A 14,295-nucleotide genomic window follows, 5' to 3' on the forward strand; every position below is an offset into this window, starting at 1 on the left:
CGGCCATGCAGCAAGGCGCGGTGCGCCGCATCGCCGGCAAACGCTGGGCCGCCTTCGGCTTTCCCGCCGTCATCCTGGCCTACATGGTCTACGTCTTCTTTGCCTTCGACGTGCCCGGCCTGGCCGAACGCGCCCGGATGGACAACGCCGCGGTTCTGGTCGCCGACACGTACAGCTACAAGACCCATGTCACCCGTGACAATCGCAACGGCGGAATGCGCATCGCCGTCGAAGGCGAAAACAAGGGGCTATACCCCGAAGGCAAAACCCCCGACTGGGTTGAACTGACCGGCCCGGAAAGCGCGGTTGTCGATCTGCCAGAGGGGCACCGGGTAAGCATCGACGGGCCCAACACCCGCTTTGATGTGCCCGGCTATGGCACGATCGCCATCACCGCCGCGCGCAGCGGGATCGACCTGCAAGTGCCGGGCCAGGATGTGCCCGACTGGATCAACGCCAGCAATGCGCGCGTGACCATCACAACAGATGCGGGCCGCGTGATCGTGACGAAAGCCCGCACCGAGGTTTTCCGCTATTCGCTTGGCTGGGAACTGTTCTGGTTCGGCCTTGATAGCCCCTATCACGGGCAGGGCCTGGGTCAGATCCTGTTCGGCGACCGCATCGACCCCGAGCGCGGCAACCTGGCCGGAGCCTGGCAGGATTTCTGGACCAACCCGATGTGGCGCCATGCCGACGTGGCCTGGGCTATTGGCGAAACGATCCTGATGGCGTTTCTCGGCACGATGGGCGCCGCCATCGTGGCCTTGCCACTGGCCTTTCTGGCTGCCAAGCGCTTTGCCCCCCTTGCCGCGACCCGCTTTGCCGTGCGCCGCGTATTCGATTTCGTGCGCGGGGTCGATGCCCTGATCTGGACGGTGGTCCTGGCGCGCGCCTTTGGCCCCGGTCCGATGACAGGCGCGCTGGCGATCCTGGTGACCGATACCGGCACCTTCGGCAAGATCTTCTCGGAAGCGTTGGAAAACGTGGACGAAAAGCAGATCGAAGGAATCAACTCTACCGGGGCCAACCCGATACAGCGTTATCGTTTCGGCGTGATCCCGCAGGTCATGCCGGTTCTGCTCAGCCAGGTGCTGTATTTCCTCGAATCCAACACCCGCAGCGCCACCGTCATCGGGGCGATCACGGGCGGTGGTATCGGCTTGATGCTGACACAGGCGATCCAGACCCAGAAGGACTGGGAGGAGGTCTCGTATTACATCGTGCTAGTGATCGCCATGGTCATGTTGATGGACTGGTTCTCGGGCTGGCTGCGCGGCCGCTTGATCGGGCGAAGGGGCTGAAATGGCACGGCTGAAACCTGACGCACCGGTCATACATGACGGCTGCACCATCACCGAAAGCCGCTTTGGCGCCTATTGCGAAATCGGCGCCGGCAGCCGCATCGCACACAGCCAGGTCGGCGATTACAGCTATTGCGACCGCTACGCCGACATAGCCAATGCCGAGATCGGAAAATTCGCCAATATCGCCAGTTTCGTGCGCATCGGCGCCACCGATCACCCGCTGGACACGGCGGCTTGCCATCATTTCCTTTATCGCTCCGCCGATTACTGGGACGACGTGCAGAACGACGCGACTTTCTTTGCGCATCGCACCTCACGGCGCGCGCGGATCGGGCATGACACCTGGATCGGCCATGCGGCCATGATCAAGCCCGAGGTCACGCTGGGCCACGGCGCGGTTGTGGCCGCGGGGGCGGTCGTGACCAAGGATGTGGCGCCCTATACCATCGTCGCGGGCAACCCGGCACGCCCGTTGCGCGACCGTCAACCGCCCGAAATCGCGGCGCGCCTGGTGGCGCTGGCCTGGTGGGATTGGCCGCATGATGCGCTGCGCGCGGCACTGGACGATTTTCGCAAGCTCGACGCCGAGACGTTCCTGGAACGCTACGAGCGATAGCGCGGCGTTCAATGCTCAAGCGTCAAGGTCACGTGATCGCCCGCGAACCAAGTTCGGCCATACTCTACCGGCTGGCCCGCGGCATCGACATTGACGCTGGTTGTTCGCAACAGCGGATCTCCCTCGCGCAGATGCAGATGCAAGGCCTGGGTTACATCGGCGCGCATCGCCGTCAGCCTGGTCGAGGCGCGGGTGTAATCGGCCACTCCTGCCCGCGACAGCGCCTCGGTCACGCTGCTGGTTTCGCCTAAGTGGCGGTCGATTCCGGCCACCCGGTCCAGCGGAAAGACGCTTTCGAACAGCGCGATCGGCGCATCATCGGCCAGTGACAGCCCATGATAGGCGCAGACCGGCGCGCCCTCTTCGATATCAAGCGCGCGCGCCTCGCCAGCGGTTGCCGCGCGACATTCGATATTGAGAACACGCCGGTCGGGGCGACGCCCTGCCGCAAGCAGGTTTTCATGGAACCGCACCCGCTCGCCAATCGGGTAATCGGTGGGCCGTGCGGCGACAAAGGCCCCGGCCCCGCGCCGCGTGCGCACCAGCCCGTCGGCCACAAGCTGCGACAAGGCATGGCGCACGGTGTGCCGGTTCACGCCAAAGCGCGCGGCCAGTTGCGCCTCGGTCGGCAACTTGTCGCCCGCCACGTAGCGCCCTTCGGAAATATCGCCACGCAGCGAAGCGGCGATGGCCTGCCAGACCGGGGTGCGCCCACGCGCGGCTTTCGCATTGTCACGCAAGTTTCACAAATCTCCACTGTTGGCCCGAAAGGAATCTGCTATGATTAGTCTAGTTGTATAGGATAAAGCGAAGTTGTCGAGATGAAAGATACCACCGACACGAACGAAAGTGACCGCAAGGCCTGGATGAGCCTTATTGCAAAGGCGCCGCCGGGCCGGGTTTCCGCGCTGCTCGATGCGGCGATGACGCGGCCTGATTTCACCTGGCTGCGTGCGCCCGAAACCGGCAGCGTCATGGTCCGAGGCCGCGCCGGCGGAACGGGCGCCCCCTTCAACCTGGGCGAGATGACGGTGACGCGCTGCGCGCTGACCCTTGACGGTGGCGCGCTTGGGCACGGCTATGTCCAGGGCCGCGGAAAAGCCGATGCCGAGGCCGCGGCGCTGGTGGATGCGCTGATGCAGACCGGCGCGGCCGATGACCTGCGCGCGCGGGTTCTGGCCCCGTTAGAGGCCGACATGCAGCAGGCCAGGGCCGCACGCGCGGCCAAGGCCGCCGCGACCAAGGTCGATTTTTTCACGATGGTCCGGGGGGAAGACTGATGCAGGCTCAAACGCTTGAAGGTGGCTTTGCCAACCCGCCCGCAGATGCCGCCCACGCCTTTCGCGGCGTGATGGAGGCGATGGCACGACCGGGCACGTTGCACCAATTGGCCGGCGCCACACCGCCCGCGCCCTTGTCGGCTGCCGCCGGTGCGGTGTTGCTGACGCTGTGTGACACCGAAACACCGCTTTACCTGGCCGGAGATGCCGATTGCGCCGCCGTGCGCGCCTGGGTGGCCTTTCACACCGGCGCCCCGCTGGCCGATGCAGCCAATTGCGCCTTTGCCATCGGCACGTGGCAGGCGCTGGCGCCGCTGTCGGGCTTTCCCGTCGGCACGCCCGACTATCCCGACCGCTCGGCCACCCTGATCGTCGAATGCGACACGCTCGACACCAAGGGAGCCACGCTGACAGGCCCCGGCATCCGCGACAGCGCCGCGCTATCTCTGCCCGACCCCCAGGCCTTCCGCGACAACGCAGCGCGGTTTCCACTGGGGCTGGATTTCCTTTTCACATGCGGGGACCGCGTCGCGGCCCTGCCACGGACAACACGGGTGCGCTGATGTATGTTGCAGTCAAAGGCGGCGAACGCGCCATCGCGAACGCCCATTCCTGGCTTGCCGAAGAGCGGCGCGGCGATACCGCAATCGCCGAACTCTCGGTCGCGCAGATCCGCGAACAGCAAAGCCTCGCGGTCAACCGCGTGATGGCCGAAGGGTCGCTTTACGACCCCGACCTTGCCGCGCTGGCGATCAAGCAGGCGCGCGGCGATCTGATCGAGGCGATTTTCCTGATCCGGGCCTATCGCACGACTTTGCCCCGTTTCGGAGTGTCGCAACCCGTGGATACGGGCGCCATGGCCTGTGATCGCCGCATATCGGCGACGTTCAAGGATTTGCCCGGCGGCCAGGTCCTTGGCCCGACATTCGACTACACGCACCGGCTGCTCGACTTCAAACTGGCCGCCGAAGGTGACGCGCCCGAAGCGCCCGAACGCACGGCCACGCCAGAGGCGGTTCCGCATGTCACGGCCTTTCTGAATCGCGAGGGTCTGATCGAAGAGGCGGTGCCCGACGACACGTCACCGCCCGACCTGACGCGCGAGCCGCTGGAAATGCCTGCCGACCGGGCGCTGCGCCTGCAGGCGCTAACGCGCGCCGACGAGGGCTTTATCCTGGGCCTCGCCTATTCGACGCAACGGGGCTACGCGCGCAACCACGCTTTCGTGGGCGAGTTGCGGATCGGCGCGGTCGCGGTCGAAATGGACATTCCCGAGCTTGGGTTCGCCATCGAGATTGGCGAGATCACGTTGACCGAATGTGAAACCGTCAACCAGTTCACCGGCTCGAAAACCGAACCCCCGCAATTCACCCGTGGCTATGGGCTGGTCTTTGGCCAGACCGAGCGAAAGGCCATTTCCATGGCGCTGGTCGACCGTGCGTTGCGCTGGCAGGAACTGGGCGAAGACGATGTCGGCGCGCCCGCGCAAGATGCGGAATTCGTGCTGTACCACGCCGACAACATCCAGGCGACAGGTTTCCTGGAGCACATAAAACTGCCGCATTACGTGGACTTCCAGTCCGAACTTGAACTTGTGCGCAAACTGCGCCGCGAGGCCGGGGCATGACCCGCTCGTGGTCGGAGGATCAAGCATGACCGAATACAATTTTGCCTATCTCGACGAACAGACAAAGCGGATGATCCGCCGCGCCATCCTCAAGGGGTTGGCGATACCGGGCTACCAGGTGCCCTTTGCCAGCCGCGAAATGCCCATGCCCTATGGCTGGGGCACCGGCGGCGTGCAGGTTTCGGCCGCGGTGCTGACCCCAGAAGATCGGTTCAAGGTGATCGACCAGGGCGCGGATGACACCACCAACGCCGTGTCCATCCGTGGTTTTTTTGAACGCACGGCGGGTGTCGCGACGACCACCCATACCGAAGAGGCAACCGTGATCCAGACGCGCCACCGCATCCCCGAGGTGCCGCTACGCGAGGGTCAGATCCTGGTCTACCAGGTGCCGATCCCCGAACCGTTGCGCTTTCTTGAACCGCGCGAAAGCGAAACGCGCAAGATGCACAGCCTTGAGGAATACGGCCTGATGCACGTGAAGCTGTACGAAGATATCAGCCGCCACGGCCATATCGCCACCTCTTATGCCTATCCCGTCAGGGTCGAGGCGCGCTACGTGATGGACCCGTCGCCGATCCCGAAATTCGACAACCCGAAACTTGGCGATTGCGCGGCGATCCAGCTTTTCGGTGCCGGGCGCGAGCAGCGCATCTATGCCCTGCCCCCGTATACGCAGGTTGTCAGCCTCGATTTCGAGGACCACCCGTTCGACCCGAGCAAGGCCGATCATCCGTGCGGGTTGTGCGGTGCGACCAACAGCTATCTTGACGAGGTCATCGTGGACGACGCCGGCGGGCGGATGTTCGTATGTTCCGACACCGATTATTGCGAGGCGCGCCAGGCGCAGGGCCATCGCGGAAAGGATGCGGCATGACACCCCTTCTCTCTGTTCAGGGCGTCACCAAACGCTACGGCGCGCATATCGGCTGCGCCGATGTGTCGTTCGATCTCTACCCCGGCGAGGTGATGGGGATCGTGGGCGAAAGCGGCTCGGGCAAGTCGACGCTCTTGAATTGCCTGGCCGGGCACTTGGCGCCCGATGCAGGTGCGGTGGTCTTTGATACCCGCGCGCCCTCAAGCCATGACGGCAACACACAACAAGACCGCGGCCCGCGCGACACTGTCACCATGTCCGAACCCGAACGGCGGATGCTGTCGCGCACCGACTGGGCTTTCGTCCACCAGCACGCCCGCGACGGGCTGCGCATGGGGGTCAGCGCGGGCGGCAATGTGGGCGAACGCTTGATGGCCGTGGGCGCGCGGAATTATGGCGACATCCGCGAAAAGGCCGTTGACTGGCTGGGCCGGGTCGAGATCGACACGGACCGCATCGACGACCGCCCGACCACGTTCTCGGGCGGGATGCAGCAGCGCCTTCAGATCGCGCGCAACCTGGTCACCGGGCCGCGGCTGGTGTTCATGGACGAGCCGACCGGCGGCCTTGATGTAAGCGTACAGGCGCGCTTGCTCGACCTGTTGCGCGGCTTGGTGCGCGACATGGGGCTGTCTGCCATCATCGTTACCCATGATCTGGCGGTGGTGCGCCTGCTGGCAGATCGGCTTATGGTGATGAAATCGGGCCACGTGGTCGAAAGCGGGTTGACCGACCGCGTGCTGGACGACCCGCAACATGCCTATACCCAACTTCTTGTCAGCTCTGTCTTGCAGGTGTGATCCGATGATTGACCTTTCCAACGTTTCCAAGACCTTTACCCTGCACAATCAGGGCAGCGCCGTGATAGAGGTGCTTCACGATGTCTGCCTGCGGGTGGAACCGGGCGAATGCGTCGCGCTCACCGGCGCCTCGGGCGCGGGCAAATCAACCCTGATGCGCATGATCTACGGCAATTACATGGCGCAATCCGGTTCGATCGTTGTCGGCGGCGTCGACCTTGTGCAAGCCGAACCGCGCGAGGTCATCCGCATCCGGCGCGAGGTTCTGGGCTATGTCAGCCAGTTCCTGCGGGTGGTGCCCCGCGTATCCACGCTTGACGTGGTGGCCGAACCGCTGCGGATGCTGGGCCAGCCATCCCGGGCGGCGCGGGCCCGCGCGCAAGAGCTTTTGACGGGGCTCAACATTCCCGAGCCGCTTTGGGCGCTGTCGCCGACCACCTTTTCGGGCGGTGAACAACAGCGGGTGAATATAGCGCGGGGCTTTGCCCACCCCTACCCCGCGATGCTGCTGGATGAGCCGACCGCCAGCCTCGATGCCGCCAACCGCGAGGTGGTCTTGTCGCTGATAGAGCAGGCCAAGGCCCGCGGCGCCGCCATCATCGGGATTTTCCACGACGAGGCCGCGCGGGCGCGCGTCTGCGACCGCGAGCTGGACGTCAGCCGCTTTACCCCGGCCCGGGCAGCATGAGCAGCGGGCGTCTTATCGCGGTCGTCGGGCCATCCGGTGTCGGCAAGGACAGCGTGATGGCGGGGCTGGCCCGTGCCTGCCCCGCCTTGCGGCTGGTGCGCCGCACCATCACGCGCGCGCCCGGGCTGGGCGGCGAAGAATATGACGCGGTCACCCCCGAGGCATTCGACGTCATGGCCCGCGCCGGCGCGTTCTGCGTGCACTGGTCGGCGCATGGGCTGCGTTATGGCATACCTGCCGACGTGCTTGACGATGTGCGCGCGGGCACCGATTGCCTGGCCAATTTCTCACGCGGGGCCCTGGCCGACGCGGTGCAGGTGTTTCCCGCGTTGAGCGTTCTGAACATAACCGCCTCGGCCGACACCCTGGCGCACCGCCTGGCCGGGCGCGGGCGTGAACCGCAGGCCGAAATCGCCGCGCGCCTGGCACAGGCGGAAAAACCGCTGCCCGCCGGGCTTGCCGCCATCACGATCCGCAATGACGGCCCGCTGGACGACACCGTGGCCCGGGCGCTTGCCGCGCTTCAACCGCGAAGGTCGTAACGTTGGACAAGCTCGAACATCCCGTCCGCGCGCTCTCCCACAAGGGCGATCTGGTCCAACCGGAAGGGGCGCGGCATGTCGGGCAGATGCGCCTGCACGGCCTGTGTCCAATGCGCAGCCTGGTCGGGCGACAGGCGCCCGGTCAGGGTCATGTGAAAGCGGAATGCCTCCATCACGTAAGGGTAGCCCCAGCGCAGCAACAGCTCGTCCTGGCGGGCCGACAGGCCGGGCTTGCGCCGGCGCGCCAGGTCCTCGGCACCGGCGAGCGCGCGGAAATCATCCAGCGCCTCGACGCATCGCGCGGCGACACGCGACACCGCGCTGGCATCGCCATCAAGCGTCAGGGCAAGAAACCGGCCCAGCCGCGACAAGGCCAGACCATCGGCCAATGCGGGGGCCGTGGTGGTGGCCAGCGCCTCGACGGCGGATCGCAATTCCACCAAGCTGCGCCCAGGCGCCAGGCGAAATGGCGGTTTGAGCGTGGCATGAAAACCGTATTTGCGCGGTGTCATCGTCACGTCATCAAGTCCGGGCAGGTTGAATTGCGGCGCCTCGCGGCCCGTACCCACATCCCATCCCAGCCACCGCGCACCGAAATCCGCCAGCCCGCCCTCGGGCGGCACAAAATAAATCGCATAGCGAGTGAATGACATGAACTCTCCTTTCGTTTCATCCCATGTGGCACAGGCCCATGACACTTCCATGTCAGAGGTTCTGCACCTCGCCAATGCCCGGTTGGTGCTGCCCGATCGCGTGATCACCGGGCAGATCATCATAGCCGATGGTCGAATCGAAAGCATCGTCGAGGGTGACGACGTGCCGCGTGGCGCGCTTGATTGCCAGGGCGATTACGTGATGCCGGGCCTGATCGAGCTGCATACTGACAACCTCGAACGGCACATCGAGCCGCGCCCCAAGGTCGACTGGCCGCATGTGCCCGCGTTGCTGGCGCATGACGCCGAGTTGGCCTCGACCGGGATCACCACAGTCTTCGATGCGCTGCGCGTCGGGTCGATCCACAGTGCAAAGGCGGGCTATGGTGCCTATGCGCGCAAACTGGCCGACGAGTTGCTGGGCCTGAACGCCTCGGGCCATTTCAAGATCAGTCACTTTCTGCATTTGCGCGCCGAGATATGCTCGGAAACGCTGCTGCAAGAGATGGCCGCCTTTCATGCCGATGACCGTGTCGGCATCGTCAGCCTGATGGACCACACGCCCGGTCAAAGGCAGTTCCGCGACATCTCGGCGCTCAAGACATACGTGACGAAAAAGCGCAACATGAACGACGCCGAGTTTGCCGAACACGTGGCCAATCTCAAGGCGATGCAGGCCCGCCATGGCGACGCCCATGAAAAGGGCGCCGTGGCCGAGGCCCGGCGCCTGGGCGCGGTTCTGGCCAGCCATGATGACACCACCGCCGCGCAGGTTGAGCAATCTTTCGCGAACGGCGTGGGATTTGCCGAGTTCCCCACCACGCAAGAGGCCGCGAGCGCCTCCCACGCGCGGGGTATCCCAGTGATGATGGGGGCGCCGAACCTGATCCGGGGCGGCTCTCACTCGGGCAATGTTGCGGCCGGGGACCTGGCCCATGCGGGGCTGCTTGATATCATCTCGTCCGATTACGTGCCCTCGGCGCTGCTCTTGTCGGCCTTCCGACTTGCCGAAATATGGGATGACCTGCCCGCCGCGATCCGCTGCGTGACGCATAACCCGGCACAGGCCGCGGGGCTTGCCGATCGCGGTCGCCTTGAACGCGGGATGCGCGGTGACGTGCTCAGGGTATGCAGCGTGGGCGACACGCAGTTCCTGCGTGGGGTCTGGAGCCGCGGCCATCGCGTGGCCTGACGCGGGCGTGTCGCGCGACCCCGGCTCAGGCCCTGTAGGCACCGGATTCCAGAAGCCGCTTTTCAAAGCTCATGATGCGGTCCGGCGCGCTGTCCGACCTTGCCACCATCGCGGTGACGATGGCCTCGGTCAGGGCAAAGGCCGTCAGCAGGCTGGGCAGATGTTGCGGCCCTTGCATCTGCGGGCAGATCAGCACCTCCGCGCCAAGGGCGATGGGTGATGCCGGGCCATCGGTGACGGCGATCGTGCGCGCGCCGCGTCGCTGCGCCAATTCATGCGCGGCAATGGTTTCGACCGAGTAATGGGGAAAGGTGATCGACATCACCACGTCCTCGGGCGTGGTTGCGCCGATCCGGTCACGGATGTCGCCCGGCGCGCCGGCCCTTTCGCCGAAATTGTCAAAGGCCATGCGCGCCGTGTAGAGCATGTAATCGGCAACCGCGAAACAGCTGCGCACACCGATGACATGCACATGCCGCGCACCCAGCATGAGTTCAGCCGCCCGATTGATCGCGGCCTGCCCGTTCGCCGAGAACAAGGCATCGAGATTCTGCCGCCCCGCCTCGTGGATGCGGGTCAACACGCCATCGCACCCGCCTTGCGACAGGGCCTTGGCGCGCTGCCCGTACACCTCGGACGTATTTCGCAAGGCATCCTGAACCGCGCGGCGGCACTCTTCGTATCCGGCAAAGCCCAGCGTGCGTGACAGCCTGACCACCGTGTTGGCATTGGCGCCCGACTGTTGCGCCAGCGAGCGTACCGAGTTGAACGCCAGCTCCTCGGGGCGCCCGGCCAGCCATTGCGCCAGGCTGGAGACACGGGGCGAGGCATTGGCGGCAAGCTGCAATAAGGTGCGGCGCAGGTCGTCGATGGTGGTAAACGCGGTGGGCAGGACAAGCTCCGGTCTGGCTGAGTTTTCTTTGATACATTTGTATTGCCGGCTTGACGAAAAGCAATGACTTGTTTCATCTGGATGTGTCACCGAAGAAAGTTGTCTTTACTGGGAGTGAAAATATGACCAAACCAATCATTGGCGCGCTTGTTGCCGCCGCCACCGCGTTTGGCGCCACCGGCGCCATTGCACAGGAGCAGACCTTCATCTCCATCGGCACCGGCGGCGTGACCGGCGTCTATTATCCCACCGGGGGCGCGATCTGTCGCCTGGTGAACCGTGGCCGGAGCGAGCACGGCATTCGCTGCGGCGTCGAGTCGACGGGTGGCTCGGTGTTCAACATCAACGCCATTCGCGGCGGCGAGCTGGAATTCGGCGTGGCCCAGTCCGACTGGCAGTACCACGCCTATAACGGCACCTCGCGCTTCGAGGAGCAAGGCGCATTCGAAGGGCTGCGCGCGGTATTCTCGGTGCATCCCGAACCCTTTACCGTGGTTGCGCGGGCCGATGCAGGCATCGAGAATTTCGAAGACCTGAAAGGCAAGCGCGTGAATGTCGGCAACCCCGGCTCGGGCCAGCGGGGCACGATGGAAGTGCTGATGGCCGAAATGGGCTGGACCATGGATGATTTCGCCGTGGCCAGCGAATTGCAGGCCGCAGAACAAAGCCAGGCGTTGTGCGACAACAACATCGACGCGATGATCTACACCGTGGGCCACCCCTCGGGATCGATCCAGGAAGCGACAACCGCCTGTGACAGCGTGCTGGTGAATGTCGAGAACGACGCCACTGCCGCGCTGGTCGAAGCCAACCCGTTCTACCGCGTGGCGACCATCCCCGGCGGCATGTATCGCGGCAATGACGAGGACACGACGACCTTTGGCGTCGGCGCCACTTTCGTCACCTCGACCGACGTTTCCGAGGACGTGGTCTACGAAGTGGTGAAAGCCGTGTTCGAAAATATCGATCAGTTCCGCAGCCTGCACCCGGCCTTTGCCAACCTCGACCCGGCGGAAATGGCCAATGACGGCCTGTCGGCCCCGCTGCACGGCGGCGCCGAGAAATATTTCCGCGAGGCCGGCCTGATCGAATGATCCGGCACGCCTGACGGCATGACATTTTCCCGGGCGCGCCCCGCGCGCCCGGGTTTCAGGGGATGTGTAGCGCAAGGGCTGTTTTTCATGTCGGACGACCATCAGCGCCAGGGGCGCCAATTCAGCGACGACGACCTGCAGGATCTTGTCGCCAGCACCGATAGCGGCGCGCGCGCGCCATCCAACAAACTGGTGGCGGGGCTTATCGCGGGGCTCGCCCTGGCGTGGTCGTTGTTCCAGCTATGGATCGCGCAACCGCAGCTATGGTTCGCCGAGTATCTGCCCGCGCTTAATTCGTCCCAGACACGGCCCATCCACCTTACATTCGCGATCGTTCTGGCTTTTCTGGCCTACCCCGCCTTCAAGTCCTCGCCGCGCGACCGCATTCCGTTGGTCGATTGGGCGCTGCTGATCATCGGCGGCTCTTGTGCCTTTTACATTTTCCTTTTCTCGGACCAGTTGGCGATGACGGCCCGTTCGGGCCTGCCCACGCAAACGCAGGTCTGGATCGGTGCCACCGGAATCCTGATCCTGCTCGAGGCAAGCCGCCGCGCGCTTGGCCCGGCCTTGACCATCGTCGGTTCGCTTTTCCTGCTGTATGCCTACATGGGCAGCGGCTGGCTGATCCCCGAACTGATCGAGCACGAGGGCCTTTCCTTCACCGGGCTGATCAACGCGCAATGGCTGGATACGGCGGGCGTATTCGGCATCCCGCTGGGCGTGTCCACGGCCTTTGTTTTCCTTTTCGTCCTGTTCGGCTCGCTTCTCGATAAGGCCGGGGCGGGCAATTACTTCATCAAGCTGGCCTTTGCCGGGCTTGGTCACCTGCGCGGCGGGCCCGCCAAGGCAGCCGTGGTGGGCAGCGCGATGACGGGCCTGATTTCCGGCTCGTCCATCGCCAATGTTGTCACCACCGGCACCTTCACCATCCCGCTGATGAAACGCGTCGGGTTTTCCAGCGAAAAGGCCGGCGCGGTCGAGGTGGCCAGTTCGGTGAATGGCCAGATCATGCCGCCCGTCATGGGGGCGGCGGCCTTTCTGATGGTCGAGTTCATCGGCATTTCCTATGTCGAGGTGATCAAGCACGCCTTCGTCCCGGCGGCGATTTCCTACATCGCGCTGGTATACATCGTGCATCTTGAAGCGCTGAAGAAAGACATGCCCGCATTGGGCGAGGCCCGGTCCTTCGTCGGGATGCTGGTCAAGTTGTTCATCGGTTTCGCGGTGGCCGGCGCCGCCTTTACCGCGCTGATATACATTGTCAACGGCTTGCGGGCCGTCCTGCCCGGCCTGACCGGCCCGATCATGATGCTGGCACTGGCCGCGGTCTACCTGTTCCTGATCGCCGTGGCCGCGCGCCGCCCCGACCTGGAGGAAGACGACCCCAACGACCCCGAGATCAAGCTGCCCACCGTGGCCGAGGTCTATGCCACCGGGTTGCATTACGTGCTGCCCATCGTGGTGCTGGTCTGGTTCCTGATGGTCGAGCGCCAAAGCCCCGCGAAATCGGCGTTCTACGCGACCTCGCTGATGCTTCTCATCATCGTGACGCAGCGCCCGCTCAAGGCGATGTTCCGGGGCCAGGCAGGCCAGCTCGCGTCCGAATTCGCCGCCGGGTTGGGCGACCTTGTGCAGGGGCTGATCGCCGGCGCGCGCAACATGATCGGCATTGGCGTCGCGACCGCCGCCGCCGGCATCATCGTGGCCACCGTAACGAAAACCCCCATCGGCACGGAACTGGCCGGCCTGGTCGAGCAACTGTCGGGTGGCATCCTGTTCGTGATGCTGGTCCTGGTCGGGCTGTTCAGCCTGATCCTGGGCATGGGGTTGCCGACAACGGCCAACTACATCGTCGTCAGTTCGCTGATGGCCTCGGTCGTGGTGTCGCTTGGCGCACAAGAGGGGCTGGTGGTGCCACTGATCGCGGCGCACCTGTTCGTGTTCTATTTCGGGATCATGGCCGATGTGACGCCGCCGGTCGGGCTGGCCAGTTTCGCCGCCGCCGCCGTGTCGGGGGGCGACCCGATCCGCACCGGCTTTACCGCCTTTTTCTACAGCCTGCGCACGGTCGCCCTGCCCTTCTTGTTCATCTTCAACCCGACGCTTATCCTTTACGGTGTCGATCTGGGCACCACGGCGGGTGTGTTGCAGGCGGTTTTCGTCTTCGTCATCGCGACATTTGCCATGCTTTTGTTCGCCGCCGCAACGCAAGGCTATTTCCTGGCCCGGTCGCGCATCCATGAAAGCGCGGCCCTGCTTTTGGTGGCCTTTACGCTTTTCGTGCCGAATGTCTGGCTGAACATGGTGCAACCGCCTTTTGTACAGGTTGACCCGGCCCGCTTCGAAGAGGTGCTGGCGGACGTGCCCAATGGCCAGGAACTGCGCCTGCAGATCGCGGGCCCCGACTTCAACACCGGCGCGATGACCGAAACCACGCTGGTGATGACCGTCGAGGGCGCCAGCGCGCAAGAGCGTATCCAGAACTCGGGCCTCATGCTGCTGCCGGAAGGCGATACCGTGCGGATGGAGGAGCCGATGTTCGGCACGCCCGTGGCCGAGAAGCTGTCGAGTTTCGATTTCTATTCCGACACGCCCGTGAGGCTTGCCAACGTGCAGATGCCACGCGACCGGATGCCCGAACAGGTATTCTATATCCCCGCGCTGCTGCTTTTGGGCCTTGTGATCGTCTTGCAGCGCCGCCGCCAGACCAAGCCCGCTTTCTGAGGAGTG

General features: G+C 64.6%; 15 protein-coding genes. 12 read left to right on the forward strand and 3 right to left on the reverse strand.

Annotation, left to right across the window (positions count from 1 at the left end):
* The first annotated feature begins 5 nt into the window (after nucleotides 1–5).
* Nucleotides 6–1,301 (forward strand): phosphonate ABC transporter, permease protein PhnE, encoded by a 1,296-nt coding sequence (gene phnE / locus M8744_RS03955; RefSeq protein ID WP_251410047.1) that lies wholly within the window; start codon nucleotides 6–8, stop codon nucleotides 1,299–1,301.
* A 1-nt stretch (nucleotide 1,302) separates the two neighbouring features.
* Nucleotides 1,303–1,920 carry an LbetaH domain-containing protein gene (locus M8744_RS03960; RefSeq protein ID WP_251409732.1) on the forward strand — a complete coding sequence of 206 codons (618 nt, stop codon included), beginning with the start codon at nucleotides 1,303–1,305 and terminating at the stop codon, nucleotides 1,918–1,920.
* Nucleotides 1,921–1,928: 8 nt separating this feature from the next.
* Here M8744_RS03960 and phnF read toward each other — a convergent pair whose 3' ends face one another.
* Nucleotides 1,929–2,660: a phosphonate metabolism transcriptional regulator PhnF gene (phnF, locus tag M8744_RS03965; RefSeq protein WP_251409735.1), complete on the reverse strand. Its 732-nt coding sequence runs from the start codon at nucleotides 2,658–2,660 to the stop codon at nucleotides 1,929–1,931.
* An 81-nt stretch (nucleotides 2,661–2,741) separates the two neighbouring features.
* Between phnF and phnG the strand changes: the two genes are divergently transcribed.
* Genes phnG through phnN form a run of 7 tightly spaced genes read left to right on the forward strand, consistent with a single transcriptional unit; the run spans nucleotide 2,742 to nucleotide 7,734 of the window.
* Nucleotides 2,742–3,200 carry a phosphonate C-P lyase system protein PhnG gene (gene phnG / locus M8744_RS03970; protein WP_251409740.1) on the forward strand — a complete coding sequence of 153 codons (459 nt, stop codon included), beginning with the start codon at nucleotides 2,742–2,744 and terminating at the stop codon, nucleotides 3,198–3,200.
* Nucleotides 3,200–3,763: a phosphonate C-P lyase system protein PhnH gene (gene phnH, locus M8744_RS03975; RefSeq protein ID WP_251409744.1), complete on the forward strand. Its 564-nt coding sequence runs from the start codon at nucleotides 3,200–3,202 to the stop codon at nucleotides 3,761–3,763. Before phnG ends, phnH begins: the two co-directional genes overlap by 1 nt.
* Nucleotides 3,763–4,827 carry a carbon-phosphorus lyase complex subunit gene (locus M8744_RS03980; RefSeq protein WP_251409747.1) on the forward strand — a complete coding sequence of 355 codons (1,065 nt, stop codon included), beginning with the start codon at nucleotides 3,763–3,765 and terminating at the stop codon, nucleotides 4,825–4,827. The genes phnH and M8744_RS03980 overlap by 1 nt, the downstream gene beginning before the upstream one ends.
* Nucleotides 4,828–4,852: 25 nt before the next feature.
* Nucleotides 4,853–5,704 carry an alpha-D-ribose 1-methylphosphonate 5-phosphate C-P-lyase PhnJ gene (locus M8744_RS03985; protein ID WP_251409750.1) on the forward strand — a complete coding sequence of 284 codons (852 nt, stop codon included), beginning with the start codon at nucleotides 4,853–4,855 and terminating at the stop codon, nucleotides 5,702–5,704.
* Nucleotides 5,701–6,504: a phosphonate C-P lyase system protein PhnK gene (gene phnK, locus M8744_RS03990; protein WP_251409753.1), complete on the forward strand. Its 804-nt coding sequence runs from the start codon at nucleotides 5,701–5,703 to the stop codon at nucleotides 6,502–6,504. Before M8744_RS03985 ends, phnK begins: the two co-directional genes overlap by 4 nt.
* Nucleotides 6,505–6,508: 4 nt before the next feature.
* Nucleotides 6,509–7,192, forward strand: coding sequence for a phosphonate C-P lyase system protein PhnL (gene phnL / locus M8744_RS03995; protein WP_251409755.1), 684 nt, complete (start codon nucleotides 6,509–6,511; stop codon nucleotides 7,190–7,192).
* Nucleotides 7,189–7,734, forward strand: a complete 546-nt coding sequence (phnN, locus tag M8744_RS04000; protein ID WP_251409758.1) for a phosphonate metabolism protein/1,5-bisphosphokinase (PRPP-forming) PhnN — start codon at nucleotides 7,189–7,191, stop codon at nucleotides 7,732–7,734. The genes phnL and phnN overlap by 4 nt, the downstream gene beginning before the upstream one ends.
* Here phnN and M8744_RS04005 read toward each other — a convergent pair.
* Nucleotides 7,716–8,387 (reverse strand): DUF1045 domain-containing protein, encoded by a 672-nt coding sequence (locus M8744_RS04005; protein WP_251409762.1) that lies wholly within the window; start codon nucleotides 8,385–8,387, stop codon nucleotides 7,716–7,718. The two genes, phnN and M8744_RS04005, sit on opposite strands and share 19 nt — an antisense overlap.
* Nucleotides 8,388–8,436: 49 nt before the next feature.
* Here M8744_RS04005 and M8744_RS04010 point away from each other — a divergent pair, with 49 nt between their 5' ends.
* Nucleotides 8,437–9,579, forward strand: coding sequence for an alpha-D-ribose 1-methylphosphonate 5-triphosphate diphosphatase (locus M8744_RS04010; RefSeq protein ID WP_251409765.1), 1,143 nt, complete (start codon nucleotides 8,437–8,439; stop codon nucleotides 9,577–9,579).
* Between the two features lie 25 nt (nucleotides 9,580–9,604).
* Here M8744_RS04010 and M8744_RS04015 read toward each other — a convergent pair whose 3' ends face one another.
* Entirely contained in the window at nucleotides 9,605–10,426 is an 822-nt protein-coding gene (locus M8744_RS04015) for a MurR/RpiR family transcriptional regulator (RefSeq protein ID WP_251409767.1), read from the reverse strand.
* Nucleotides 10,427–10,593: 167 nt separating this feature from the next.
* On the opposite strand from M8744_RS04015, the gene M8744_RS04020 reads away from it, so the two are divergent.
* Nucleotides 10,594–11,565, forward strand: coding sequence for a TAXI family TRAP transporter solute-binding subunit (locus tag M8744_RS04020; RefSeq protein ID WP_251409770.1), 972 nt, complete (start codon nucleotides 10,594–10,596; stop codon nucleotides 11,563–11,565).
* 87 nt (nucleotides 11,566–11,652) lie between these two features.
* Nucleotides 11,653–14,289, forward strand: a complete 2,637-nt coding sequence (locus M8744_RS04025; protein WP_251409773.1) for a TRAP transporter permease — start codon at nucleotides 11,653–11,655, stop codon at nucleotides 14,287–14,289.
* The last annotated feature ends 6 nt before the right edge of the window (nucleotides 14,290–14,295 follow it).

This window comes from Lutimaribacter degradans (assembly GCF_023703375.1).
Classification (GTDB): Bacteria; Pseudomonadota; Alphaproteobacteria; order Rhodobacterales; family Rhodobacteraceae; genus Lutimaribacter; species Lutimaribacter degradans.

What these genes read in the sequence shown, in the direction of transcription:
- M8744_RS04025 (WP_251409773.1), top strand. Translation starts at nt 11,653, where the DNA reads ATGTCGGACGACCATCAGCGCCAGGGGCGCCAATTCAGCGACGACGAC.
- phnE (WP_251410047.1), top strand. Translation starts at nt 6, where the DNA reads ATGCAGCAAGGCGCGGTGCGCCGCATCGCCGGCAAACGCTGGGCCGCC.
- M8744_RS03985 (WP_251409750.1), top strand. Translation starts at nt 4,853, where the DNA reads ATGACCGAATACAATTTTGCCTATCTCGACGAACAGACAAAGCGGATG.
- M8744_RS04005 (WP_251409762.1), bottom strand. Translation starts at nt 8,387, where the DNA reads ATGTCATTCACTCGCTATGCGATTTATTTTGTGCCGCCCGAGGGCGGG.
- M8744_RS03980 (WP_251409747.1), top strand. Translation starts at nt 3,763, where the DNA reads ATGTATGTTGCAGTCAAAGGCGGCGAACGCGCCATCGCGAACGCCCAT.
- phnK (WP_251409753.1), top strand. Translation starts at nt 5,701, where the DNA reads ATGACACCCCTTCTCTCTGTTCAGGGCGTCACCAAACGCTACGGCGCG.
- phnH (WP_251409744.1), top strand. Translation starts at nt 3,200, where the DNA reads ATGCAGGCTCAAACGCTTGAAGGTGGCTTTGCCAACCCGCCCGCAGAT.
- phnG (WP_251409740.1), top strand. Translation starts at nt 2,742, where the DNA reads ATGAAAGATACCACCGACACGAACGAAAGTGACCGCAAGGCCTGGATG.
- phnN (WP_251409758.1), top strand. Translation starts at nt 7,189, where the DNA reads ATGAGCAGCGGGCGTCTTATCGCGGTCGTCGGGCCATCCGGTGTCGGC.
- M8744_RS04020 (WP_251409770.1), top strand. Translation starts at nt 10,594, where the DNA reads ATGACCAAACCAATCATTGGCGCGCTTGTTGCCGCCGCCACCGCGTTT.
- M8744_RS04010 (WP_251409765.1), top strand. Translation starts at nt 8,437, where the DNA reads ATGTCAGAGGTTCTGCACCTCGCCAATGCCCGGTTGGTGCTGCCCGAT.
- M8744_RS03960 (WP_251409732.1), top strand. Translation starts at nt 1,303, where the DNA reads ATGGCACGGCTGAAACCTGACGCACCGGTCATACATGACGGCTGCACC.
- phnL (WP_251409755.1), top strand. Translation starts at nt 6,509, where the DNA reads ATGATTGACCTTTCCAACGTTTCCAAGACCTTTACCCTGCACAATCAG.